The sequence below is a fragment of the Pseudomonas sp. AC083 genome (genome assembly GCF_979253165.1).
This window is the reverse complement of record NZ_CEEDDH010000003.1, coordinates 197884-223514: the sequence shown is the minus strand read 5'-3', so window position 1 is coordinate 223514 and position 25631 is coordinate 197884. Positions and strand designations below refer to the sequence as shown.

At 61.3% G+C, this 25631-nt stretch carries 16 protein-coding genes; 7 read left to right on the top strand and 9 right to left on the bottom strand.

All coding sequences use genetic code 11. From position 1 onward, the window contains the following. Positions 1–57 precede the first annotated feature (57 nt). Together ptrR and AC0IXA_RS07085 are read left to right on the top strand one after the other, a co-directional pair. Positions 58–951, top strand: coding sequence for a putrescine utilization regulator PtrR (ptrR, locus tag AC0IXA_RS07090; RefSeq protein WP_076566500.1), 894 nt, complete (start codon positions 58–60; stop codon positions 949–951). A 142-nt stretch (positions 952–1093) separates the two neighbouring features. Next, positions 1094–1222: a PA1414 family protein gene (locus AC0IXA_RS07085; protein ID WP_003184145.1), complete on the top strand. Its 129-nt coding sequence runs from the start codon at positions 1094–1096 to the stop codon at positions 1220–1222. Positions 1223–1384: 162 nt separating this feature from the next. Here the strand turns inward: AC0IXA_RS07085 and AC0IXA_RS07080 are convergent, their stop codons facing one another. The 4 genes from AC0IXA_RS07080 to speB all read right to left on the bottom strand — a co-directional run bounded on the left by AC0IXA_RS07080 (position 1385) and on the right by speB (position 5874). Continuing rightward, positions 1385–2764, bottom strand: coding sequence for a sodium:solute symporter family protein (locus tag AC0IXA_RS07080; RefSeq protein WP_471812331.1), 1380 nt, complete (start codon positions 2762–2764; stop codon positions 1385–1387). Positions 2765–2927: 163 nt separating this feature from the next. Beyond that, positions 2928–4439, bottom strand: coding sequence for a purine-cytosine permease family protein (locus AC0IXA_RS07075; protein ID WP_460094045.1), 1512 nt, complete (start codon positions 4437–4439; stop codon positions 2928–2930). Between the two features lie 51 nt (positions 4440–4490). Beyond that, entirely contained in the window at positions 4491–4913 is a 423-nt protein-coding gene (locus AC0IXA_RS07070; protein ID WP_471812329.1) for a YybH family protein, read from the bottom strand. Positions 4914–4923: 10 nt separating this feature from the next. After that, on the bottom strand, positions 4924–5874 hold the full coding sequence (speB, locus tag AC0IXA_RS07065) for an agmatinase (protein WP_039761035.1): 951 nt from the start codon (positions 5872–5874) through the stop codon (positions 4924–4926). Between the two features lie 356 nt (positions 5875–6230). On the opposite strand from speB, the gene AC0IXA_RS07060 reads away from it, so the two are divergent. Both AC0IXA_RS07060 and AC0IXA_RS07055 read left to right on the top strand, forming a co-directional pair. Next, positions 6231–7124 carry a LysR family transcriptional regulator gene (locus AC0IXA_RS07060; RefSeq protein WP_007956593.1) on the top strand — a complete coding sequence of 298 codons (894 nt, stop codon included), beginning with the start codon at positions 6231–6233 and terminating at the stop codon, positions 7122–7124. 6 nt (positions 7125–7130) lie between these two features. Next, positions 7131–7727, top strand: a complete 597-nt coding sequence (locus AC0IXA_RS07055; RefSeq protein ID WP_471812326.1) for a tRNA-uridine aminocarboxypropyltransferase — start codon at positions 7131–7133, stop codon at positions 7725–7727. A 117-nt stretch (positions 7728–7844) separates the two neighbouring features. Here AC0IXA_RS07055 and AC0IXA_RS07050 read toward each other — a convergent pair whose 3' ends face one another. From AC0IXA_RS07050 to AC0IXA_RS07040, 3 genes are all read right to left on the bottom strand, one after another. After that, a complete protein-coding gene (locus AC0IXA_RS07050) occupies positions 7845–9206 on the bottom strand; it encodes an HlyD family type I secretion periplasmic adaptor subunit (RefSeq protein ID WP_039761043.1) in 1362 nt (453 codons plus the stop codon). Positions 9207–9216: 10 nt separating this feature from the next. After that, a complete protein-coding gene (locus AC0IXA_RS07045; RefSeq protein WP_217879519.1) occupies positions 9217–11376 on the bottom strand; it encodes a type I secretion system permease/ATPase in 2160 nt (719 codons plus the stop codon). A 161-nt stretch (positions 11377–11537) separates the two neighbouring features. Further along, positions 11538–12896: a TolC family outer membrane protein gene (locus AC0IXA_RS07040; RefSeq protein WP_016771146.1), complete on the bottom strand. Its 1359-nt coding sequence runs from the start codon at positions 12894–12896 to the stop codon at positions 11538–11540. Between the two features lie 532 nt (positions 12897–13428). Here AC0IXA_RS07040 and AC0IXA_RS07035 point away from each other — a divergent pair. Continuing rightward, positions 13429–21285: a retention module-containing protein gene (locus AC0IXA_RS07035; protein WP_471812323.1), complete on the top strand. Its 7857-nt coding sequence runs from the start codon at positions 13429–13431 to the stop codon at positions 21283–21285. A 180-nt stretch (positions 21286–21465) separates the two neighbouring features. On the opposite strand, the gene AC0IXA_RS07030 is transcribed toward AC0IXA_RS07035, so the two are convergent. Continuing rightward, the gene (locus AC0IXA_RS07030) at positions 21466–21861 is read right to left on the bottom strand and encodes a YbaN family protein (protein WP_110645038.1); all 396 of its coding nucleotides are present in this window, start codon (positions 21859–21861) and stop codon (positions 21466–21468) included. 10 nt (positions 21862–21871) lie between these two features. Continuing rightward, complete coding sequence (locus tag AC0IXA_RS07025; RefSeq protein ID WP_016771143.1) at positions 21872–22459, bottom strand: UPF0149 family protein; 588 nt, start codon at positions 22457–22459, stop codon at positions 21872–21874. Positions 22460–22865: 406 nt separating this feature from the next. Here AC0IXA_RS07025 and recQ point away from each other — a divergent pair, with 406 nt between their 5' ends. Together recQ and AC0IXA_RS07015 are read left to right on the top strand one after the other, a co-directional pair. Beyond that, entirely contained in the window at positions 22866–24995 is a 2130-nt protein-coding gene (recQ, locus tag AC0IXA_RS07020; protein WP_024012058.1) for a DNA helicase RecQ, read from the top strand. Between the two features lie 132 nt (positions 24996–25127). Beyond that, positions 25128–25562, top strand: coding sequence for a MarR family transcriptional regulator (locus AC0IXA_RS07015; protein WP_016771142.1), 435 nt, complete (start codon positions 25128–25130; stop codon positions 25560–25562). Positions 25563–25631 lie beyond the last annotated feature (69 nt).

Sequence of the window (25631 nt, the reverse complement as noted above, 5' to 3'; positions counted from 1 at the left end):
TGACTTTCTTTAAAATTGAATAATAGTGAGTAACTTGTTCTGTTCAGGAGAAAGCAGGTGGAATTCAGCCAACTGCGGATATTCCAGGCGGTCGCCGAGGAAGGCTCGATCACCCGCGCCGCCGAGCGCCTGCATCGGGTGCCATCAAATCTGTCGACGCGCCTGAAACAGCTTGAGGAGCAACTGGGCGTTGAGCTGTTCGTCCGCGAACGGCAGCGCTTGCAGTTGTCGCCGGCGGGCAAGGTTTTGCTCGACTACACCGGCAAACTTTTCGCTCTGCGCGATCAGGCCAGTGCGGCGGTGATGGGCGGGCAACCGGCCGGGGATTTCGTGCTGGGCACCATGTACAGCACGGCGGCGATCCATCTGCCGGCGTTGCTGGCGCGTTATCACAAGCAATACCCGATGGTGAATTTGCAGGTGCAATCGGCGCCGACCGGCGAACTGCTTGAAGGGTTGCTCACCGGTCGCCTCGACGCGGCATTGGTCGACGGACCGCTGGAATTGGCCGGGCTCGATGGCGTGCCGCTGTGCGAAGAACGCCTGGTGCTGATCACCGAAATCGACCATCCACCGGTGCACAGTGCGCGGGACGTGGAAGGGCGCTCGGTATTCACCTTCCGTCAGGGCTGTTCATATCGCATGCGTCTGGAAGCGTGGTTCTCTCACTACCACGCGGCGATGGGCCGGCCGATGGAGATCGAGTCGTATCAGGGCATGCTCGCCTGTGTGATTGCCGGCAGTGGTGTGGCGTTGATGGCCGAGTCGATGTTGGCCAGCTTGCCAGGTCGCGAAAGCGTCGCCGTGCATCCGTTGGCCGAGCCGTTCGCGGGTGCGACAACGTGGCTCATGTGGCGCAAGGGTATGGCCGGGGCCAACCTGAATGCCTGGATCGACGTGCAGCAAGCGGTCTATCCCGTGGCTTTGCATGAAGTCCGTGAAACAGCGTGAACCAATCGCAACAGATTCTGTTCAATTCAGTAACAGATCATTGCGGATTTGGCTGAGCATTGCGTAGGACTTCGGACTATTATCAGTGCGAAGCGGCCTCAGAATTCCGGCTGCTCAGCACCACCCTGAAGGGGGCATGACGATGAAAGAGAAAATCCAGAACTGGCTGCACGATTTGGGAGTTGCCCTCGGTTTGATCGAACCGCCTCTGCAACCGGTACCGATTCGCACGGACGACGAACAGCGCCGACGCCAGCCACGTCGCCGTTAGTACCTGCGATCAGAGATTTCAAGATCGCAGCCGTCGGCAGTTTCTACAAAGTGTAGGAGCTGCCGAAGGCTGCGATCTTTTGTTTTTTATCAGGCAAAAAAAAACGGGTGCGGCTACCGACGCCACACCCGCTGAAGAAAACATCAAGTCGTTACAGTCGATTCACACCGCCGTTGCCACGGTCGCCGGGCGCGGCGAGAACAGGCTGACCAGTACAAAGCTCACCAGGCTGACACCCAGGCTGTAATAGATCGGCGAGTTCGCGTCCATGCCGTCCTTGACCATGAATACCAGCGCCGTGACAAAGCCCAGCGTCATCGCGCTGATCGCCCCGGCAGTAGTCGCACGCTTCCAGAAAATCGCCCCCATCAGCGGAATCAGCATGCCGCCGACCAAGAGGTTGTAAGCCAGAGTCAGGGCGCTGATCACGTCGTTGACGACCAGAGCAATGCCCAACACCGCGATCCCGGTCAGCAGCGTAAACAGACGGCTGACCGCGACGTTGGACTGTTTGCCGCCGCGCAGTTTCGGCAGCAGGTCTTCGGTCAGGGTGGTGGACGCGGCGAGCAGGCCGGCGCTGGCGGTGGACATCATCGCCGCCAGTGCGGCGGCGATCACCAGGCCACGGATGCCGTCAGGCAGCGAGACTTTGACGATGGCGGCAAAGGCGTTGTTGACGTTGTCCAGATCCGGAATCAGTACATGCGCAGCCATGCCGATCAAGGCGCAGACCAGACCGTAAATGATGTAGTAGATCCCGGCCGAGGTGCCGGCGTATTTGGCGACTTTTTCGCTTTTTGCCGTGAACACACGCTGCCAGATGTCCTGGCCGATCAGGATGCCGAAGAAGTAGATCATGAAGTAGGTAATGATCGTGTCCCAGCCGATGCTGGTGAAGTTGAAGCTGGCCGCCGGCAGTTGCGCGACCAGTTGATCCCAGCCGCCTACGCGATAAAGGCAGATCGGCAACAACACGAACATCAGGCCCACTGTCTGGATGCCGAACTGGACGATGTCCGTCAGGGTCAGCGACCACATGCCGCCGATCGTTGAGTAAATCACCACGATACCGCCGCCCAGCAGTACGGAGATCCAGAAGGGCAGACCGAACAACACTTGCAGCACGGTGCCGATCGCCAGAATCGAGGTCACGCCGATCATCAGCGCGTAAGCGAGCATGATGGTCGCACTGGCGGTGCGCGCCATCGGGTTGTAGCGCTTCTCCAGGACCTGGGTGACGGTGAATACCTTGAGTTTCAGCAAGGGCTTGGCGAGGAACAGGTTCAGCGCGACGATGCCGCAGCCCAGTGCCGCGCACAGCCAGAATCCGGAGATGCCATGCACGTAACCCAGACGCACGGTGCCGACGGTGGAGGCACCACCGAGGACGGTTGCTGCCATGGTGCCCATGTACAGCGACGGTCCAAGATTACGCCCGGCAACCAGATAGTCTTCGTGGGTCTTGGCCTTGCGCATGCCGTAGTAGCCGAGAATCAGCATCGCAGCGGCATAAATGAGTACGACGAATAAATCCAAAGCCATGATGGCGTGTCTCCGATTGTCTTTTTTATGGTCAAGCAAATGGGGTCTGCAAGGCTTCCTGTGGGAGCGAGCCTGCTCGCGAAGTCGCACGCACATTCAATAAAGATGTGATTGACAGATCGCTTTCGCGAGCAGGCTCGCTCCCACAGGGTTTTGCGTTTATTCAGGCGGCTTGGCGCATGGCGGGTTTAGCCGGGGCATCGTTGCTTTGGCTGCGCACATCCGTTGGTCCGAACACCTCCCGAGGTTCGGGGAACAAACGCAGCAGCGTCAGATACACCACCGACGCCAGGCCCAATGTCACCGGCAAACTGATGTCGATGCCACCGGCCAGTTCGCCCAGCGGGCCGACGAACTGCCCCGGCAGGTTGACGAAGCACAGGCCGACCAGCGCACTCGGAATCCATGCACCGAGACCGCGCCAGTTCCAGCCGTGGTTGAACCAGTAGCGTCCGCCCTGTTCGCCGCGGGTGAACACTTGCAGGTCATCCGGGCAGTAGAAGCCGCGCCGCACCAGCAGGCCGATGATCATGATCACCATCCACGGGGTGGTGCAGGTGATGATCAGCACGGCGAAGGTCGACACGCTCTGCACCAGGTTCGCCGCAAACCGGCCGATGAAGATGAAGGCGATCGACAGCACGCCAATCAGCAAGGTCGCCTTGACCCGGGAGAGCACGCGCGGGAACACGCTGGACATGTCCAGCCCGGTGCCATACAGCGACGTGGTGCCGGTGGACATGCCGCCGATCACCGCAATCAGGCACACCGGCAGGAAGAACCAGCTCGGCGACACGGCCAGCAAGCCGCCGACATAGTTGTTCGCGGCGATGTAGTCCGGCGCCTTGATCGCGACGATGGTGGCGGTGGCAAGGCCGAACAGGAATGGGATCAACGTCGCCAGTTGCGCGGCGATCACCGCCAGCATGATCCGGCCCTTCGGCGTCTCACGCGGGATGTAGCGCGACCAGTCGCCGAGGAACGCACCGAAGGAAATCGGGTTGCTCATCGCCACCAGTGCCGCGCCGATGAATGCCGCCCAGAACCCGGCCTGACCCAGCGCCACGCTGCCGGCGTACTGGCTGTCAAATGCAGGGGCGAAGGCGAAGATGCCGAGCAGGAACAACAGGCTCGCGGCCCACACCGCGATGCGGTTGACCCACAGCATGATGCGGAAACCGTAGATGCACACGGTCAGCACCAGCAGCGCGAACAGACCGTAGGCCAGGCCCAGGGTCAGGTCGGTTTCCGGCAGATCAACGAGGCGTTTGGCACCGCCGACCAGCGCATCACCCGAGCTCCACACTGACAGCGAGAAGAACGCAATCGCCGTCAGCAACGACAGGAACGACCCGACAATCCGCCCGTGCACGCCGAAGTGCGCACCGGAAGACACGGCGTTGTTGGTGCCGTTGAGCGGGCCGAACAGGCCCATTGGCGCGAGGATCAGCGCACCGACCACCACACCCAGCACAATCGCCCAGACACCGGCCTGAAACGACAGGCCGAACAGCACCGGGAAGCTGCCGAGCACCGCGGTGGCAAACGTATTGGCGCCGCCGAAGATCAAGCGAAACAGGTCGCTGGGTCGGGCGTCGCGCTCATGATCCGGGATCTGTTCGACCCCGTTTGTTTCGATGCTGCTAAGGCTTTTTTCGTTGTTGTTGTTATTCATGATCTGCTCCGATCATCAGGCGCGCTCATCGTGCGTGAGCGTCACCATTGGCTAAGGGGGTGGCAGCCCTTCCGGCATTGCGGACAAATGTTCGTGACAGGCCAGCCATAGGCCTTGTTGTTCTAGGCTTGACGCTTGTCTTCTGAAAACAATCGTCTCGCGCTCCTGGCTGAAGTGTTGCTCCCCTTGCATGCGCAGCTCGGTGGCCACGTCATGGATGAAAATCGCCACGTCACCGTGCAGGCTGACGAAGGCGTTGCTCGAGGTGCACGACAGCACCTCGAATCCATCCTCGGCACGCCAGCGGTCCCACAACGCCTGATAGGCGTCGCGCGACAGCAATGGCTGGTCGAGGGTGTAGAAAACGAAGCTGGCATCGGCGCTGAATGCGCCGAAGTAAGCTTCGCGATCATTACGGGCAAACGCGGCGACCAACTCGGCGGCCGCGTGCAAAACCTGATCACGTGCGTGCATGACCCGACCCTCAGCGATGAACCACGCCAGGCAGTACGCAGAGCATTTCGTACAGCAGGTTGGCGGCCAGCAGCGAGGTGTTGCCGGTGGTGTCGTAAGCGGGCGAGACTTCTACCAGATCGCAACCGATCAGGTCGAGGCCCTGGCAGCCACGGATGATTTCAATCGCCTGAATGGTGGTCAGGCCGCCGATTTCCGGGGTGCCGGTGCCGGGCGCCCAAGCCGGGTCGATACCGTCGATGTCGAAACTCAGGTACACCGGACCGCCACCGACTTTCTCGCGTACTTCCGCCATCAGCGGCGCCAGCGACTTGTGCCAGCACTCTTCGGCCTGCACCACGCGAAAGCCCTGATCGCGGCTCCAGTTGAAGTCGTCGGCGGTGTAACCCTGGGCACGCAAACCGATCTGCACCACGCGGTCGCAATCGAGCAGACCTTCTTCGACGGCACGACGGAACGTGGTGCCGTGGGCGATCTTCTCGCCGAACATGTGATCGTTGACGTCAGCGTGGGCATCGATGTGCACCAGGCCTACCTTGCCGTGCTTTTTATGGATTGCGCGCAGGATCGGCAGGGTGATGGTGTGGTCGCCACCCAGGGTCATCGGGATGACGTTGTGCTCGAGGATATTGTCGTAGGCTTCTTCGATGATGCGCACGGCGTCGAGCAGGTTGAAGGTGTTGATCGCCACGTCACCGATGTCGGCCACCGACAGCGAGTCGAACGGCGCGGCGCCGGTGGCCATGTTGTACGGGCGGATCATCACCGATTCGGTGCGGATATCGCGCGGCCCGAAGCGGGTGCCGGGGCGCAGCGAAGTGCCGATGTCCAGCGGCACGCCAACGAAGGCAGCGTCTAGGCCGGCAGCGGTCGGTACATGGGGAAGTCGGAGCATGGTGGCGATGCCGCCGAAGCGCGGCATTTCATTGCCGCCCAGTGGTTGGTGAAGAATCTTGTCCACGGGTAGGGCCTCATCGTCTTTGTTTTATTTATGCCGGCGCGCCGTTGAGCACAGGTTCGGACGCCGCTGTGGGGCCGATCATGCGAAATGTAGTGGCGGGGAAGAATCGCTACGGGCAAAAACTTAGTTCAGATTTTTCTAAACTAATGCCAAGGCCCGGGATAGACTCCGCCTCAGGTGTTGACCCCATGTGGCGAGGGGATTTATCCCCGAAGGGTGGCGAAGCCGCCCCAATTCCTGCGGCTCGGTTCATCAGGCACCCCGCGTGCATCGAATTACGACTGCTTCGCAGCCGGTCGGGGATGAATCCCCTCACCACAAAGTCATCAGTGTTCGACAGATGTTTGGAGAGCCGCATGGCCAACGCTTTACCCGACCTGAAACTCCTGCGCATCTTCGTCAGCGTCGTGCGTCATCAGGGTTTTGCCAATGCGCAGCAGGAACTCAACCTGTCGACCTCGGCGATCAGCACCTACATGAGCCAGCTCGAAGCCGCGCTCGGTCTGGTGCTGTGCCATCGCGGGCGCGGTGGCTTCAGCCTGACCAGCAAGGGCGAGCTGTTCCATCAGGAAACCCTGCGCCTGCTCGCCGAGCTGGAAGGCTTCGAGCAATACGCCGCCGCGCTCAAGGGCGAACTGCGCGGCACGCTCAATCTCGGGGTGATCGATTCCACGGTCAGCGACAAGGCCCTGCCGTTTGCCGAAGCCATCGGCGCCTACAGCCAGGAACACCCGGCGGTGCATCTGCACCTGTCGGTGATGAGTCCTTATGAATTGCAACTCGGCGTGCAGGACAATCGCCTCGATCTGGCCATCGGTGCGTTTTCCACGCGCATGAGCGGTCTGGTCTACATGCCGCTGTACCGCGAGCAGCACTGGCTGTATTGCAGCAGTCGCCATCCACTGTTCAACGAACGGCGCATCCCCGAGCAGGTCATCACCCAGCAACGGATGGTCGGGCGCGGTTACTGGAGTCAGGCGGAACTGGCCCGGCACGGTTTCAAACACAGTGCCGCGACTGTGGAAAGTATGGAAGCGCAGCTGATTCTGGTGCTCTCCGGCGCCTACATTGGTTATCTGCCCGAGCACTACGCGCAGGCCTGGGCCGACAAGGGTGATCTGCGTGTTCTGCTGCCGGCAACCTTCGGTTATCAGGCGCCGTTTTCGATGATCATGCGCAGGGGCCGCAGCCGCGAGCCGCTGATCCAGACCTTCCGCGATTTGCTCAAAGCGCAATTGAATCAGGCGTAACCCATCATGTCCCGAGCCCAATGCCCGCGCTGCCTGCGCCCCCAGACCCACTGCCTGTGCCCGTTGATTCCGCACCTCGACAGCCGCACGCGCGTGTTAGTGCTGCAGCATCCGAGCGAGGTCAGTCACGCCCTGAATACCGCGCGGCTGGCGGCGCTGGGGCTGAGCAATGCCGAGCTGATTGTTGGCGAGGTATTCGAGGATTTGCCGAAACTGTTGAACCGGCCGGGCTATCAGGCGCGCTTGCTGTTCCCGGCTGAGGATGCGCAGCCGTTGCAGGTTTACGTGCCAAATGATCAGCCAATGTTGCTGGTCGTCCCGGACGGCACCTGGCGCAAAGCGCGCAAGATGCTGCACCTCAATCCGCTGCTGGCGGCGCTGCCACGGGTGACTCTGACCGAGGGCGGCGTGTCGCGCTATCGCTTGCGCAAGGCACCGGGGCCGGGGGCGCTATCGACGATCGAGGCGATCGTCCAGGCGCTGGACACCCTCGAAGCGCCGACGACGTTTGCGCCGTTGCTCAAGCCGTTTGAAGCGCTGATCGAAGGGCAGATTGCGGCGATGGGGGAGGAGACCTTTCAGCGTAACCATGGCGACAGATGATCATTGTCTGTGCGGGCCTCTTCGCGAGCAGGCTCGCTCCCACAGGGAAACGCATTCCAATTGTGGGAGCGAGCCTGCTCGCGAAGCGCCAGATCAATCACCGCAATTCAAAGATCACTAGCGCTCGCGCATCGCCTCAGTCCGCGCTTTCAGCACCGGTTTGAGCAAGTAATCCAAAACGCTTTTCTCACCGGTAATAATGTCCACCGTCGCCACCATCCCCGGGATGATCAGCAGCGGTTTCACGTCGCCGCCCAGGTGATTCTTGTCGGTGCGCACTTGAATCAGATAGAAGCTGTTGCCCTTGTCATCGGTAATCGTATCGGCGCCGATCAGTTCGAGCTTGGCGCTCAGCCCGCCGTAAATCGTGTAGTCGTAGGCACTGAACTTGACCATGGCTTTCTGGCCCGGATGCAGGAACGCGACATCTTGCGGGCGGACCTTGGCTTCGATCAGCAGGTTGTCTTCCAGCGGCACGATTTCGACCATGTCGCTGCCCGGCTGAACCACGCCGCCGATGGTGTTGACCTTCATCTGCTTGATCACCCCGCGCACCGGCGAAGTCACCGTGGTACGGCTGACGCGGTCGTCGATGGCGATGCTCGAAGCGGTGATTTTCGACAGGTCAGTGCGTTTCTCATTCAGCTCTTTGGCGGCCTCGGAACGGAAGGTCTGCTCGGATTCGTCGATCTTGCTGCGGATCTCGGCAATCGCTGATTCGGCGCGGGGAATCGCCAGCGTGGTGGCGTTCAGCGAACCACGGATTTCCACGGCGCTGCGCCTGAGCCTGAGGATTTCCACTGGTGACACGGCGCCGGTTTTCACCAGCGGTTCCGACATGTTCATCTCTTGTTGCAGCAGCGCCAGGCTCGAGCTGAACTGGCCCTGCTTGGAGCGAAATTCGGCCAGCTCCTGGGTTTTCTGCCGCAATTGTTCGCTGAGGGTGCGCTGTTCGCTGGCCAGGCGCCGTTGGCGTTGCTCGTAAAGTGAGCGTTCGTCCTCGGCGACTTGCGGCGCTTTGGCGATGACTTCAGCGGAGAGTTTGAAGGGGCGCCCCTCGGCCTCCGCTGACAGCCGTTCGACTTGCGCGGTCAGCGCATACCGGTCGGCCTCGCTTTCGCCCTTGTTCGAGCGAAAGCGCGTGTCATCCAGACGCAACAGGGTGTCACCCTTGCCGACCATCTGGCCTTCGCGAACGAAAATCTCGGTGACGATGCCGCCCTCAAGGTTCTGGATCACCTGAACCTTGCTCGACGGAATCGCCTTGCCTTCGCCCATGGTGACTTCTTCGAGCACCGCAAATTTGGCCCAGACCAGAGCGGCGATCAGCAGCGCTGCCGCCAGCCACACGGTGATCCGCGATTTGCGCGGCGAATCCTGCAACGCCGCGCCAGCGGTTTCCGGCATGAACTCGGCTTCGGCGCTTTTGCCGAAGCTGTCGAAGTAACCGCGCTTGTTGCTATCGGAGGAAGCAGGCATGGCGTAACTCCTAGACCGCCGCCGAGCCGACACGGCCCTTGCGCAGTGCATCGATGACCGCTTCTTTCGGGCCGTCAGCGACGACCCGGCCGTTATCCAGTACCAGCAACCGGTCCACCAGGCTCAGCATCGAGGTACGGTGGGTGACCAGCAGCAGGGTTTTGCCTTGCACCCAGCCATGCAGTTTCTGCCGCAGCGCGTCTTCGCTGCTGTTGTCCATGGCGCTGGTGGGTTCGTCGAGCAGCATGATCGGCGGATCGAGCAGTAGCGCGCGCGCCAGCAATACTGCCTGGCGTTGGCCGCCGGATAGCAGTTGTCCGCGTTCGCCCACCGGTCGGTCGAAGCCTTGCGGGTGTTGCCGGGCCAGTTCGGTGACACCAGTCAGTTCGGCAACTTCGAGCATGCGAGAGTCGCTGATGTAACGCGCGCCCAGGGTCAGGTTGTCACGCAAGCTGCCGGCCAGCAGCGGCAAGTCGTGGGCGACATAACCGATCTGCTGGCGCAGGTCAGCCACGTCCAGTTGGCGCAGGTCGAGGCCGTCGAGCAGTAACTGGCCTTGTTCCGCTTCGTAGAAGCCCATGACCAGCCGCGCCAACGTGCTTTTGCCGGAGCCGCTGCGGCCGATGATGCCGACCCGCTCGCCGGGTTTCAGGCTGAAGCTGACCTCGCTCAGCGCCGGTGCGTTCTGGCCGGTGTAGTGGAACGTCACGCCGCTGACGTCGAGGGCGCCTTGCAGCTGCGTGCGTTCCAGTGGCCGTTGTTTGCCGTCGCGTTCCTGCGGCAGGGCCATCAGCGCGTCGGTGCTTTTCATGGTCAGTTGCGCTTGCTGGTAGCGGGTGATCAGCCCGGCGATCTGGCCGAGCGGGGCGAGTACGCGGCTGCCGAGCATGTAAGTGGCAACCAGCGCGCCGACGCTGAGGTTGCCGGCAATGATGCTGTAGACCCCGGCAACAATCGTCGCCATCCCGGAAAACTGCTGGATGAACAAAGTGCCGTTGGTGGCCAGGGCCGACAGGTTGCGTGCGTGGCTGTCGAGGCGGGTGAGGGCGCCGTGGGTGCTTTCCCATTTGTGCTGGCGCTCGCTTTCGGCGCCGCAGGCCTTGAGGGTTTCCAGACCGCCGAGGGTTTCGATCAGCACTGCCTGACGCTCGGCGCCGAGGCTCAGGCTTTTCTGCACGGTGTCACGCAGGCGCACCTGAATCGCCATGGCGAAGATGATGGTGATCGGAAACGCCAGCAGCGGAATCACCACCAGCCAGCCACCGAGCAGGCCGATCACTACGAGCATCAACACCACGAAGGGCAAGTCGATCAGACTCGTTAGGGTCACGGCAGTGAGAAATTCACGCAGGCCCTGGAAGTCGTGAATGCTCTGGGCAAAGCCGCCGATGGTCGCCGGCCGCGCTTTCATCGACATGCCGGTGATGCGCTCGAACAACGTTGCCGAGAGGATCACATCGGTTTTCTTGCCGGCGGTGTCGAGCAGATGCGCACGCACCACGCGCAGCACCAGTTCAAAACCGGTGCCGATCAGCAAACCGATCGACAGCACCCACAGCGTCGAGGTCGCCTGATTGGGCACCACGCGATCGTAGGTCTGCATAACGAACAGCGGCACCATCAGGCCGAGCAGGTTGATCAGGAAACTGGCGAGGATCGCATCGCTGTACAGCCATTTCGACAGTTTGAGGGTGTCGCGAAACCACGCATTTACCCGTGGCACCAGCGGCGCGCGCAGGTCTTCGAGTTCGTGGCGCGGACGGGCGAACAAGGCCTGGCCGCTGTAGTGTTCGCTGAGTTCTTCGCGGCTGACCCATTGCTCGCCGCCGTCGGCTTCGCTGGGCAGCAGCAGGGCTTTGCCATCCTCGCCGAAGCGCCGCAGCACGGCAGTGCGCCCGTCGTTGAGCAGCAGCAGGATCGGCAGGTTCAGCGGCGAAATGTCTTTCAGGTCACGGCGCAACAGCCGCGCCTGCAATCCGGCCCGCGCGGCTGCACGGGGCAGCAGATCGAGGCTCAGGCGTTGCTTGTTCAGAGGCAGCCCGGCGCTCAGGCTGGCACGACTGACCGTGGCGCCATGCAGTTTGCAGAGGATCAGCAGGCCGTCGAGTAACGGGTCGTCGAAGCTCAGGCGCGGATCGACCCCGGTGGCGCCGGGTTCCATGCTGGTCATAGTGATTGCCTCTGTTGAACGGGCTCGGTTATCGGATCGTTCCCACGCTCTGCGTGGGAATGCAGCCCGTGACGCTCCGCGTCACTGGACGCGGAGCGTCCCTTGAGGCATTCCTTTGCTGCGCGTGGGAACGATCAGGGCAAAGTCAGTTCCTGCACCGTTTATTTCAGTTCCGGCAGGCGCGCCTGGTTTTTCACTTCGGTCGTGGCAATCGCATCAGCCGGCAGCACCACGCGTTGCTTGCTCAGCAATTGGCCCATGTTCGCCAGCACGCGGTACATCGAGTATTCCTCGGTGTAGCGGATTTCGGTGTAGCGACGGTTGGCGTTGTACAGCTCGTTTTCGCTGTCGAGCAGGTCGAGCAGGGTGCGTTGGCCGAGGCCGAACTGGTCCTGATAAGCGGCGCGCACGCGTTTGGTGGTTTCTGCGTATTCGCGAGCGGTTGGCGTCTGCTTCTTGGCATTTTCCATGGCGTTCCAGGCCAGACGAATGTTCTCGTTGAGCTGACGCAGGGCGTTGTTGCGGATGTCCATCGCCTGGTTGATGTCGTGGGCATTCGCGGCCAGACGTGCCTTGTCGCTGCCGCCACGGAACAGGTTGTAGTTCATCACCACACCGACACGCCATTCGTTGTCGTGGCCTTCATCACCCTGCACGTTGTTGTTTGCGCCCACTGCCGCTTCCGCGTCGAAGCGCGGGTAGAACGGCGACTTGGCCACTTCGTACTGGCTCTCGGCGGACTGCACGTCAGCCTGGGCCGATTTCAGGTACGGGTTGTTGTCGACCATGCTCTGCTGCGCTTCACGCAGGTCCGGTGGCATCTCACCGCGAGTCGAGGCCGGGGTTTCCAGCTCATCGGGCATGCGTCCGACCACGCTGTAGAAATTCGATTCGGCGTCGGCCAGATCGACTTCGGCGGTGTCGAGGTTGTTCTGCGCCAGTGCACGACGGGCAACCGATTGATCGGAGTCGGCGGTGCTGCCGATGCCGCGCTCGGTGCGCAGGCCGATCTGGTCGTTGACGCGCAAGTGCGCCTGCAGGTTGTTCTTCGCCAGCGTCACCAGTTCCCGCCGCTTGAGCACTTCGAGGTAGACCTCGATGGTGCGCAGGGCCAGATCCTGTGCGGTGCCTTGCGCGTAGTAGGCGCGCGAATTGGACACGCCCTTGGTGCGCTCGACCTCGTTGGCGGTGTTGAAGCCGTCGAAGATCATCTGCCGCAAGCGCAGCTCGGACTGGGTGTAATTGAGAATTTCGGTGTTGTGATTACCGAAGGCACGGGTGTTGGTGTTGTCGCTGTAGCCGCGCCCGTAGGCAGCGTTCAGATCGACCGACGGATAAAACCCGCCCTTGGCCACTTTCACCTGCTCATCCGCAGACAGGCGGGCGTCCACGCGCGAAGCCAGTTCCGGGTGGGTAGCGATGGTGCTCTGAATCGCCTCGGTGAGGTTCATCGCCTGGGCTTGGGAAGTGCAAGCCATGGCCAGCAAAACCGCGCTGCAGAGGGGGGTTAAAACGCGCATGGGTGCATCTCCCTGGATCTCAATGTTGTGTTACCGTCGCCAAATATTTGACGTAAATTTAGGGTGTAAGCGTTTCACTCTTGTAACAACAGAGCTAAGAACATCCTAGAGCGTAGCTAAGAAAAAATTTTCATAAGGTTTATTCCAAAAAAAACTTATGCGGTTTTTCAAAAGCAGCACATTGTTCAGCTCGAAAGCCTTTGTTTTATGCGCTTTAGGGAGCTCGAAAAGGCTTGAGGAAAGTTCCATTCACTTTGCGAGACACTGCGAAGTACTGCTGAAGGGGAGGGACGCGTAGCGGGGAATGAGCGACAGATTTTTGTCACTCGGGTGATTCACCACCGTTACGTAGCGCTAGTGGGTCGATGGATTGAACAGGGTTGGCAAGTGCTTGATAGCGCTGACAATTCACCTCAAACCGGGCCTGCGAAACGAACTGTCGAGGGTGCGAGCGTCGCCCCCGGCAACCCGATTGAGCCATGGGCTGCTTCGCGAACCAGTGCCGACGGTGGTCGGCAGCGGAGGATTTCACATGGCAACGCTCATCGGTACGGTCACAAAAGTCATTGGTCAGGTGTTCGCTCAAGCGAGCGACGGCATCAAGCGTCCGCTGTTCGAAGGCGATCGTTTGTACGCTGGCGATCAACTGATCACCGGCGCGGAAGGCGCGGTGGCAGTGAAACTGCAAAACGGCGAGGAATTGACCCTCGGCCGGGGCAGCAGCATCACCATGACCGGGCAATTGCTGGCCGACCAGGCTGTGCCGGTGAACGTCGACGAAGCGCAGACCCCGAGCCAGGCGCAACTGACCGATGTCGAGCAGATCCAGCAAGCCATCGCCGCCGGTGAAGACCCGAGCAAAACCGCCGAAGCCACCGCAGCCGGCCCCAACGCGCCCACCGGTAATACCGGTGAACTGGGCGGCGGGCACAGTTTCGTTCTGCTCACCGAAGTCGGCGGCCGAGTCGATCCGATCATTGGTTTCCCCACCGCTGGCTTCAACGGCATTCCCGAATTTCCCGAGTATCGTCGCGACGCGGACATCGACAATGGCGACGACACGCCAGCGCCGGTCGTGGTGCCACCGCCACCAGTGAACAACCCGGTCATCCTCAACGGCCTCAATGGGGCAGATGGCGAACTCAACCTCAATGAAGCCAATCTGCCTGACGGTACAGCGGCCAATCCAGGCGCGCTGACGCAAAGTGGCAGCTTCACGGTCTCGGCAGCGGATGGTTTGAACAGCCTGAGCATCGGCGGCATCAACGTGATTGTTGGCGGCGTGCCGATCGGCTTTCCCCAGTCGATCACCACGCAACTGGGCAACACCCTGACCATCACCGGTTACAACGCGGCCACTGGCACGGTCAGCTACAGCTACACCCTCAACGGCAACGAAACCCACGCGGCCGGCGACGGCGTGAACAATCTCAGCGAACAGTTCACCGTGATCGCCACCGACAGCAATGGCGACAGCGCCACTGGCACGCTGGACGTGAATATCACCGACGACGTGCCCAAAGCGTTTGACGACGCCAACGGCATTGCCTCGGAAACCTTGCTGATCCTGACCGGCAACGTCCTTACCAACGACATCCAAGGCGCCGACCGCGTACCGACAGGCCCGGTTACGCCCGGCACGTTCACCGGTACTTACGGCACCTTGGTTCTGAACGCCGACGGCACTTACACCTACACCCTGAATACCAGTGACGCCGATTTCAAAGCCTTGACCGGCGGTGGCAACGGCACAGAGACCTTCGCCTACACCATCACCGATGCCGACGGCGATAGCAGCAGCGCCAACCTCGTTCTGCAAATCCACAACAACGACGATCCAGTCACCATCGATGGCCTGAACGTCGCCGGCGGCGAGCTCACGGTTTACGAAAAAAACCTCAGCGACGGCAGCGCCCCGGACACTGGCGCGCTCACCCAAAACGGCACGTTCACCATCACTGCACTGGACGGCGTCACCACGCTGACCGTCGGCGGCATCGCCGTGGTGACCAACGGCATCGCCGCAGGCTTCCCGCAATCGATCACCACGCCACTGGGCAGCACGCTGACGATTACTGGTTTCAACGCTGCAACCGGCGTGGTCAGCTACAGCTACACCCTGGCCGGCATAGAGGCGCATCCGAACGCCGATGGCGCGAACAATCTGCCTGAGCAGTTCGCAGTCACGGTCGTTGATGACAACGGCACGACGGCAACCGGCACCCTCGACGTCAACATCGTCGACGACCTGCCGAACGCCAACGATGACAGCAACGGTACCGCATCAGAAAGCCAACTGACCCTGACCGGCAACGTCCTGACCAACGACGTGCAAGGTGCCGACCGCGTACCTACCGGCCCGGTTACTCCGGGCACTTTCACCGGCACGTTCGGGACGTTGGTTTTGAACGCCGACGGCACTTATACCTACACGCTCAATACCAGCGATGCCGATTTCAAAGCCTTGACCGGCGGTGGCAACGGAACCGAAACCTTCGCCTACACGATCACCGATGCCGACGGCGATAGTAGCACCGCCAACCTCATTCTGCAGATCCACAACAACGACGATCCAGTCATCATCGACGGCCTGAACGTCGCTGGCGGCGAGCTGACGATCTACGAGAAAAATCTCAGCGACGGCAGCGCACCGGACGCCACCGCACTGACACAAAACGGCACGTTCACCATCACCGCGCTGGACGGCGTCACCACGCTGACTGTCGGCGGCATCGCCGTGGTGACCAGCGGCGTCGCCGCAGGCTTCCCGCAATCGATCACCACGCCACTGGGCAGCACGCTGACGATTACTGGTTTCAACGCTGCAACCGGTGTGGTCAGTTACAGCTACACCTTGGCTGACAACGAAGCGCATCCGAACGCCAACGGTGCGAACAATCTGCCTGAGCAGTTCGCGGTCACGGTGGTCGATGACAACGGCACCACCGCCACCGGCACGCTGGACGTGAACATCGTCGACGACCTGCCGAAAGCCAACGATGACAGCAACGGCACTGCCTCAGAAAGCCAACTGACCCTGACCGGCAATGTCCTCACCAATGACATACAAGGCGCCGACCGCGTGCCCACTGGTCCAGTCACGCCCGGTACATTCACTGGTACTTACGGCACCTTGGTTCTGAACGCCAACGGCACTTACACCTACACGCTGAATACCAGCGATGCCGATTTCAAAGCCTTGACCGGCGGCGGTAACGGCACCGAAACGTTCGCCTACACCATCACCGATGCCGACGGCGATACCAGCACTGCCAATCTCGTATTGAACATCCACAACAACGACGATCCGGTGCTGCTCAATGGCCTCGACGTCAACGGCGGCGAACTTACCGTCTACGAAAAAAACCTCAGCGACGGCACCAGCCCCAACACCCCGGCGCTGACCCAGAACGGCACTTTCACCGTCAGCGCTCTCGATGGTCTGCAGACCCTCACAGTCGGCGGCATCGCGGTGATCACCAATGGCGTGGCCGCAGGGTTTCCGCAATCAGTGATCACGCCGCTTGGCAGCACCTTGACCATCAGCGGTTATGACCCGGCGACCGGCGTGGTCAGCTACAGCTACACCCTGGCCGACAACGAAGCTCATCCAACCGCCAACGGCGCCAACAGCCTCACCGAGAACTTCGACGTGGTGGCGACGGACACCGATGGCAGCACCGCCAGCGGCCAGATCAACGTCAACATCGTTGATGATTTGCCGACCGCGCATGCGGACGCGGCTTCGGTGGCGGAGGGTGGCACCGTCAGCGGCAACGTACTCAACAACGATGTCGGCGGCGCGGATGGCCCGGCGATTACCGGCGCAGTGGTCGGCGTGCGTGCCGGTGCCGACACCTCGACTTCGGCCATCGGCGGACTCAATTCGCAGATCAACGGCACCTACGGCTACCTCACGCTTGATGCCAACGGCAACGCCGTTTATCACAGCAATCCGAACACGGTGAACGGCCCGGGCGCGGTGGACGTATTCACCTACACCGTGCGCGACGCCGACGGTGACGAAAGCACCACGACCATTACCATCGACGTCTACAACAGCTGCCTGAAAGCGGTCAGCGACACTGACGTCACCGTCTACGAAAAAGCCCTCGACCTGAACCAGGATGGCCAGGATCTGGCGGCGGGCAGTGTGGTCGGCAGCGATCCGAACAGCACTGGCGAAACCGCGTCCGGCACCCTGGTCGGTTCAGTCACTGGTGCGGTCGGCGCGATCAGCTATGCACTGATCGGCAGCGCCACCGGCAATTATGGGCAGATCGTCCTCAATGCCAATGGCACTTACAGCTACACCCTGACTTCGCCAGCGACCACCACGCCGCACGCCGACGACGGCGCCAACAGCCTGAGCGAAACCTTCACCTATCAGGCCACCGATTCCCTCGGCAACGTCGTCACCAGCACAATCGTTTTGAGCATCGTCGATGACGTGCCGAAAGCGCTGAACGACAGCAACGCGACCAACGCGACCGAAGCCCAGCTGACCCTGACCGGCAACGTTCTCGACAACGATGTGCAAGGCGCCGACCGCGTCGCTAGCGGCCCGGTGACTGCCGGTACTTTCACTGGCACTTACGGCACGCTGGTGCTCAACGCCAACGGCACTTACACCTACTCGCTGGACGCCAATGACGCCGACTTCAAAAACCTCCACGGCGGCGGCAACGGCACTGAAACCTTCACCTACACCATCACCGATGCCGACGGCGACACCAGCACCGCCAACCTGGTGCTGAACATCCATAACAACGACGATCCGGTGTGCCTCGACGGCCTCGATGTGAAGGGCGGCGAAATCACCGTCTACGAGAAAAACCTCAGCGACGGCAGCAGCCCCGACACCTCGGCGCTGACCCAGAGCGGCAGCTTCACCGTCACTGCGCTTGATGGCCTGCAAACCCTCACGGTCGGCGGCATTGCGGTGATCAGCAATGGCGTCGCCGCCGGTTTGCCGCAATCGGTGGTCTCGCCACTGGGCAGCACCTTCACCATCACCGGTTACGATCCGGCCTCCGGCGTGGTCAGCTACAGCTACACCCTGGTCGACAATGAAGCTCATCCGAACGCCAACGGTGCCAACAGCCTCAGCGAGAGCTTCGACGTGGTCGCCACTGATACCGATGGCAGTACCGCCAGCGGTCAGATCAACGTCAATATCGTCGATGACCTGCCGAGCGCCAATCCGGATGCGGCTTCGGTCGCGGAAGGCGGCACCGTCAGTGGCAACGTCTTCGCTAACGATAGTGGCGGCGCTGACGGTCCGGCGGTTTCCGGTGCCGTGATCGGCGTGCGTGCCGGTGCCGATACCTCCACTTCAGCCGTCGGCGGTTTGAATTCGCAGATCAATGGTACCTACGGCTACCTCACCCTCGATGCCAACGGCAACGCCGTCTATCACAGCAATCCGAACGTGGTGAACGGCCCGGGCGCGGTGGATGTATTCACCTACACCGTGCGCGATTCCGACGGCGATGAAAGCACCACCACCATCACCATCGATGTGCATGACAGCTGCCTGGTCGCCGTCAGCGACACCGACATCACCGTCTATGAAAAAGCCCTCGACCTGAGCAAGGATGGCACTGACCTGGCCCCCGGCACAGTCACCGGCAGCGATCCGGGCAATACCGGCGAAACCGCCAGCGGCACGCTGGTCGGTTCGGTCAGTGGCGGCAGCGGCGCGATCACTTACACCCTGGTCGGCAACGCCACCGGCAGCTACGGACAACTGCAGCTCAACGCCGACGGCACCTACACCTACACGCTGACGTCGGCAGCGAAAACCGCGCCGAGCGCCAACGACGGGCCGAACACCCTGAGCGAAACGTTCACCTACAAAGCCACCGATGCACTGGGCAACAGCACCACCAGCACCCTCGTGGTGAACATCGTCGACGACGTGCCGAAAGCCGTTGCCTCGGATCGCTCGGTTACCGCAGTGGAGATCGATTCGAACATCCTCATCGTCCTCGACATCTCCGGCAGCATGGCCGATCCCTCTGGGGTGCCGGGCCTGTCGCGGCTGGCACTGGCCAAGCAGGCCATTGGCGCCTTGCTCGACAAGTACGATGATCTGGGCGATGTGAAAGTGCAGTTGGTGACGTTCAGCAGCAATGCCGCCGACCGCACCACGGTGTGGGTCGATGTCGCCACCGCCAAGACGCTGCTTGCCGGTCTGAATGCCGGCGGCGGTACCAACTACGATGCCGCCGTGGCGGTAATGCAGACCGCGTTCAACACCTCGGGCAAGCTCACCGGGGCGCAGAACGTCGGCTACTTCTTCTCCGACGGCAAGCCCAACGAGGGCGACATCGGCACGGCTGACGAAGCCGCGCTGAAAAACTTCCTCGACGCCAACAACATCAAGAACTATGCAATCGGTCTGGGCAGTGGCGTGAGTAACGCCAACCTCGATCCGCTGGCCTACGACGGCATCAACCACACCAACACCAATGCGGTGGTGGTCACCGATCTCAATCAGCTCAACTCGGTATTGTCCGGCACCGTGCAGGGCGCGCCGGTTACCGGTTCGCTGCTGGGCGAGGGCGGTTCGTTCGGCGCCGATGGCGGTTTCATCAAGTCCATCGTGGTCGACGGCACCACCTACACCTACGATCCGAAAGCCCTCAGTAGCCAGGGTTCGTTGACCGCGAGCGGCGGCGCCAACCACGGCACTTTCAATACCGCCAACAACAGCGTCAGCATCGCCACCAACAACAGCGGCACGCTGGTGGTCAACCTCGACACCGGCGAATACAGCTACACCTCGCAGAAAACCACCGCCGTGGTGATCACCGAAAACATCGGCTTCACCGTCAGCGACAACGACGGCGATCTGGCCAGCTCCACCCTGACGGTGAAAGTGATTCCCAACGCGCCACCGGTGGCGATGGACGATCACGTCATCACCAACGTGCTGTCAGGCAACATCGTTGTGCCGGGCGAGCTGTTGCTGGCCAATGACAGCGATCCGAACGGCGACACCCTCAACGCCACCCCCACCAGTTTCAATACTGGCTGGGTTTCGAAAGCGGCGGACTTCACCGGTACCGGCCTGATCGGTTTCACTGGGCAGAACAATAATGCGGCCAACCAGAACCTGGCCAATGTGCGCAGTGCCTTCAGCGCCAATGCCGCGACCATGACCGCCGTGCTGGTGGTCAGCGGTTATCTGGGCATGGTGAGCAACAGCAATGCCAACGATGAAGACCGCATTACCGTCAATCTGCGCCAGGGCGAAACCCTCAATCTGGATCACAATCTGGGTGCCGGTAAGATCAGCATGGAGTATTCGCTCAACGGCGGTGCCTGGATGGCGCTGGCGGACGGCCAGACTCTCAGCGCCTCGGCGGACGGCGTCTACCAGATCCACATCACCAACATTGGTAATGGTGGCGGCAACCCGAACGCGGCGGAAAACTACCAACTGACCATGACCCTCAACTACGCCGGGGCCCACGACATCACGCCGGACTACCACGGCATCTACACCGCTAACGACACCCACGGCGGCAGCGACTCGGCCAACGTCAGCATCAGCTATCAGGACGGCCACACCCTGACCGGCACTGCTGGCGACGATGTGTTGGTGGCAGGCAGCGGCAACAACGTGATCAATGCCGGCGAAGGCAACGACGTGCTCACCGCAGGCTCTGGCAACAACGAAATGCACGGCGACGGCGGTAACGATTTGCTCTACAGCGGTGCCGGCAATGACCTGCTCGACGGCGGCACTGGCAGCGACACCGCCAGCTACGCCCACGCCACGGCCGCCGTCACCGTCAACCTCGGCCTGCTCGGTGCGCAAAACACCCTCGGCGCCGGCACCGACACGTTGACCGGTATCGAAAACCTGATCGGCTCGAACTTCAACGACAGCCTCACCGGCGACGGCAACAACAACGTGATCAACGGTGGCCTCGGCAACGACTTCCTCAATGGCGGCGCTGGCGATGACTTGCTGATCGGTGGCATGGGCAACAATACGCTGACAGGCGGGGCAGGGGCCGACACCTTCCAGTGGCTCAAGGGCAACAGCGGTCACGACCTGATCACCGACTTCACCCCCGGCACCGACAAACTCGACCTGTCGCAATTGCTGCAAGGCGAAAACGCCAGCACCGCGTCGCTGGACGACTATCTGCACTTCACCGTCAGCGGCAGCGGCGCCTCGGTGATGACCAGCATCGACGTCAGCGCCATGGCCGGCGGCACGCCGAACCAGACCATCGACCTGGCCGGCGTCAACCTCGCCAGCCACTACGGCGTGACACCGGGGGCGGGCGGCATGGTGGCTGGAGGGCATGACACGGCGACGATCATCAGCGGGATGCTTAATGATCATTCGTTGAAGGTGGATACGGTGTAAGCGCCGTCTGAAACAAAAAAACCGCCGTCCAGCTCATAGGGACGGCGGTTTTTTTCTGCCTGATGGTACTGCGTTACTCACACGTCAGTCTTCGCGAGCAGGCTCGCTCCCACAGTGGAAGGAGTTGCAATGTGGGAGATCATCGACAGGTGAATACCTGCTCACTGCTATCGGCATGTGTCAGGATTTGCGCAACGTCTTCTGCCGCAAAATATAAACCGTCACCAGCACCGCACTGGTCAGCATGAACCCACGCGCCCAAACCAGCGGCACCAGATAACACGAGAATAGGATGCTCACCCACATCAGCCCGATCGCGTAGACCTTGCCTTTGAGCGGGATGCCGTTGCCTTCGAGGTAGTCGCGGATCCATGGCCCGAGGCGTGGGTGTTCGACCAGCCAGCGATAGAAGCGTGGAGAGCTGCGCGCGAAGCAGGCCGCGGCGAGCAGGAGGAAGGGGGTGGTGGGCAGGACCGGCAGGAAGATGCCGATCACCCCCAATGCCACGCTGAGCCAGCCGATGGCCAGCAGGACGTAGCGCAACATCAGGGGGCGGTTGCCTATGGGATTGTCCATAGGCCGGTTCTTAGTGATGACGAGGCTTGAGGATCGCCGGTTTTTCGTCGGGGGCCTGGCACAGCAGGTACAGCGCGGTCAGGGCTTCCGGGATCTGAACGATCATGTCGTCCATCAGGTTGGCGTCCTTGGCGATGTCTTCGAACTCAGGCTGCTCGTCGAACAGGCCGGAACCGACCATGATCGGCAGGAGCATTTCGCTGACTTCTTCTTCGGCGGTTTCGAACCAGGCCGCTTCGCGCAGGAACACGCCCTCCATGAAGCCGATGCACCAGCCGCGCAGTTCGGAGTCGTCCGGCTCTTCGCCCAGATCCAGTTCGCACGGCAGTTCGAATTCTTCATCCGAGGCCAGTTGGCGAGCGATGTGCGCCTTGAGGCCGATCAGCGTGGCTTCGATTTCGGCACGCTGGGCTTCGTCGGTGTAATGCGGCTCTTCGGCGAACAGCGCGTCGATCCACTCGCGCTCCGGAACGTCTTCGGAGCAGATCGACAGCGCGGTCAGGTAACCGTGGGCGGCGACGTAATCCAGCGCCTCGTCGTGCAGCTCGTCGGCGTCGAGGAAGACTTGCAGGCGGGTCAGTTGCTCAGCGAAGGACATTACGGGGCTACCTTGGGGAATAAACAATGCGGGAATTCTAGGCCTTCTTGCGCGCTCTAGCCAGCCGCTTGGCAGATTTGCCCGAATTACCGGCCTTACTGGAAAGATGAATAACCCTGTGGGAGCGAGCCTGCTCGCGAAGGCGGTCTATCAGGCACTTTTGCATCGACTGACAGGTCGCTTTCGCGAGCAGGCTCGCTCCCACAGGGTTTTGTATGTGGCAGGTTTATCAGGTGTCTTCTCAGCGGCACCCTCTGCGGCGAAGGCCTCGGGTATACTGCCGCGTTTTGCGATCCCTGCCGGCGCTGCGCTGGTCATGCAATGTGTTCTTACGTTTTGTTTAAGCAGCCGAAGCTGCTCTGAACCAGCCTGAGCAGGGATGTATCGGTAGATTTTTGGAGTTTTTATGCTCGAACAGGCTCAACGCGTCCTCAAGGACATCTTCGGCTACGACAGTTTCCGTGGCCGTCAGGGTGCGATCATTGAGCGCGTGGCCAGCGGCGGTGATGCGCTGGTGCTGATGCCTACCGGTGGCGGCAAGTCGTTGTGCTTCCAGGTGCCAGCGCTGTTGCGTGAAGGTCTGGCGGTGGTCGTGTCGCCGTTGATCGCGCTGATGGACGATCAGGTCGCCACCCTCGAAGAACTGGGCGTCGCCGCCGCTGCGCTGAACTCCACACTGAGTGCCGAGCAGCAGCGCGATCTCGCTCTGCGGATCAAACGCGGCGAAGTGAAAATGCTCTATCTGGCGCCCGAGCGCTTGGTGCAGCCGCGCATGCTGGCATTCCTGCAAAGCCTGGAAATCGCTTTGTTCGCCATCGACGAAGCGCATTGCGTATCGCAATGGGGGCACGATTTCCGCCGCGAATACCTGCAACTTGGCCAATTGGCAGAGCTGTTCCCCAACGTTCCGCGCATCGCTCTCACCGCGACCGCCGACAAGCGCACCCGCGAAGAAATTGTCGATCGCCTGCACCTGCAGAACGCCGAGCGCTTCCTGTCGAGTTTCGACCGCCCGAACATCTTCTATCGCATCGTGCCCAAGGAACAGCCGCGCAAACAGTTGCTGGCGTTCCTCGCCGAGCGGCGCAGCGATGCCGGCATCGTTTATTGCCTGTCGCGCAAGAAGGTCGAAGAAGTTGCGGCGTTTCTCAGCGAGCAGGGGTTCCCGGCGCTGCCGTATCACGCCGGTCTGCCCAACGATCTGCGCGCCTATCACCAGAAGCGCTTCCTCAATGAGGAAGGCCTGATCATGGTCGCTACCGTGGCGTTCGGCATGGGCATCGACAAGCCCAACGTACGCTTTGTCGCTCACCTCGATCTGCCGAAATCCCTTGAGGCGTATTACCAGGAAACCGGTCGCGGCGGCCGTGACGGTCTGCCGGCGGATGCGTGGATGGCCTACGGTCTGCAAGACGTGGTGATGCTCAAGCAGATGCTGCAGAACTCCGAAGGCGACGAGCGGCACAAGCGTCTGGAGCAGCACAAGCTCGACGCGATGCTGTCGCTGTGCGAAGAGACCCGCTGTCGCCGGCAGGCGTTGCTGGCCTATTTCGACGAAGACATGCCCGAACCGTGCGGGCATTGCGACAACTGTGTCGACGGCGTGCAGACCTGGGACGCCACCGAGCCTGCACGTCAGGCCTTGTCGGCGATTTTCCGCACCGGCCAGCGCTATGGCGTCGGTCATCTGGTCGACGTGTTGCTGGGCAAGGACAACGAAAAGGTGCGCAGCTTTGGCCATCAGCACCTGTCGGTGTTCGGCGTTGGCAAGGCGTTGAGCGAGAGCGAGTGGCGCTCGCTGTTCCGCCAATTGGTGGCGCGTGGGTTGGCCGATGTCGACCACGAGGGTTATGGCGGTCTGCGCTTGAATGACAGTTGCCGGCCTTTGCTCAAAGGCGAAGTGAAGCTGGAACTGCGCCGTGACCTGAAACCGCAAGTCACCGCCAAAACCGGCAGCAAGAGCCAGGCCAGCCAACTGGTGCGCGGCGAGGAGCGCGAACAGTGGGAAGCCTTGCGCGCACTACGGCGCAAATTGGCCGAAGAACACGGCGTGCCGCCGTACGTCATCTTCCCCGACTCGACGTTGCTGGAAATGCTCCGCAGCCAGCCGACGTCTCTGGCGGAAATGGCCCGGGTCAGCGGCGTCGGCGCACGCAAGCTGGAACGCTATGGCGAAGCCTTCCTCGAAGTGCTCGGCGGCGAGGCGGAGGCGCCGAAGGTGGTTGCCGATGTCCGACACGAGCTGATCACCCTGGCCCGCGCCGGCATGACCCCGCTGCAGATCGCCGGGCAGTTGCAGTGCTCGGAGAAGAACGTCTACGCCATGCTCGCCGAAGCCATCGGCAAGCAGCAATTGTCGCTGGAGCAGGCGCTGGATTTGCCAGAAGAACTGATGGGCGAAGTGCAGGACGCGTTCCTCGACGGTGAGGGCGAGTTGCCGTCCGTCGCTGAAGTGGCGGAATTGTTCGCCGGGCGTGTGCCTGAAGGCGTGCTGTATTGCGTTCGGGCGGCTTTGCAGTCTGAATTCGAGATGTGAAACGACGTATGCGCCAAGCCCCGTGCAGTTGTAACGATTCAGTACAGAGCGACTCTTGCCTATAACTGCCGCCCATGCTTAGCTGACTAATAATTAGATTTTCCGTGTTTTCAGTCTAACCGTGAGTGTTTTATGCCGTTAACCGATCAACATCGCTTTGGTATGCAACTGGCCCAGATGTCCCGTGGCTGGCGTGCCGAACTGGATCGTCGTCTCGCCGGGCTGGGCCTTTCACAGGCGCGCTGGCTGGTGCTGCTGCATCTGGCGCGTTTTGAAGAGGCACCGACGCAGCGCGAACTGGCGCAGAGTGTCGGCGTCGAAGGCCCGACCCTGGCGCGCTTGCTTGATAGTCTGGAAAACCAGGGACTGGTGCAACGCCAGTCAGTGATGGAAGACCGTCGGGCGAAAAAAATCGTGCTCTGCGCACCTGCGCTGCCCCTGATCGAACAGATCGAGACCATTGCCACGCAGCTGCGCCACGAATTGTTCGAGGGCGTCGATGAGGCGGATTTGAAGGTGTGCATGCGTGTGCACGGGCACATTCTGGCCAACCTGGAAAAATCTTGAGGCACATCCCGGTGGCGATTTTTTGAGAGATCGCGCTGAGCCGACTATAAGAACTACTGGGCAATATCG

Excerpts from the sequence above, each read along its gene's own strand:
- AC0IXA_RS07085 (WP_003184145.1), top strand. The coding sequence starts at position 1,094 with ATGAAAGAGAAAATCCAGAACTGGCTGCACGATTTGGGAGTTGCCCTC.
- AC0IXA_RS07080 (WP_471812331.1), bottom strand. The coding sequence starts at position 2,764 with ATGGCTTTGGATTTATTCGTCGTACTCATTTATGCCGCTGCGATGCTG.
- AC0IXA_RS07075 (WP_460094045.1), bottom strand. The coding sequence starts at position 4,439 with ATGAATAACAACAACAACGAAAAAAGCCTTAGCAGCATCGAAACAAAC.
- AC0IXA_RS07070 (WP_471812329.1), bottom strand. The coding sequence starts at position 4,913 with ATGCACGCACGTGATCAGGTTTTGCACGCGGCCGCCGAGTTGGTCGCC.
- AC0IXA_RS07060 (WP_007956593.1), top strand. The coding sequence starts at position 6,231 with ATGGCCAACGCTTTACCCGACCTGAAACTCCTGCGCATCTTCGTCAGC.
- AC0IXA_RS07055 (WP_471812326.1), top strand. The coding sequence starts at position 7,131 with ATGTCCCGAGCCCAATGCCCGCGCTGCCTGCGCCCCCAGACCCACTGC.
- AC0IXA_RS07050 (WP_039761043.1), bottom strand. The coding sequence starts at position 9,206 with ATGCCTGCTTCCTCCGATAGCAACAAGCGCGGTTACTTCGACAGCTTC.
- AC0IXA_RS07045 (WP_217879519.1), bottom strand. The coding sequence starts at position 11,376 with ATGACCAGCATGGAACCCGGCGCCACCGGGGTCGATCCGCGCCTGAGC.
- AC0IXA_RS07040 (WP_016771146.1), bottom strand. The coding sequence starts at position 12,896 with ATGCGCGTTTTAACCCCCCTCTGCAGCGCGGTTTTGCTGGCCATGGCT.
- AC0IXA_RS07035 (WP_471812323.1), top strand. The coding sequence starts at position 13,429 with ATGGCAACGCTCATCGGTACGGTCACAAAAGTCATTGGTCAGGTGTTC.
- AC0IXA_RS07030 (WP_110645038.1), bottom strand. The coding sequence starts at position 21,861 with ATGGACAATCCCATAGGCAACCGCCCCCTGATGTTGCGCTACGTCCTG.
- AC0IXA_RS07025 (WP_016771143.1), bottom strand. The coding sequence starts at position 22,459 with ATGTCCTTCGCTGAGCAACTGACCCGCCTGCAAGTCTTCCTCGACGCC.
- recQ (WP_024012058.1), top strand. The coding sequence starts at position 22,866 with ATGCTCGAACAGGCTCAACGCGTCCTCAAGGACATCTTCGGCTACGAC.
- AC0IXA_RS07015 (WP_016771142.1), top strand. The coding sequence starts at position 25,128 with ATGCCGTTAACCGATCAACATCGCTTTGGTATGCAACTGGCCCAGATG.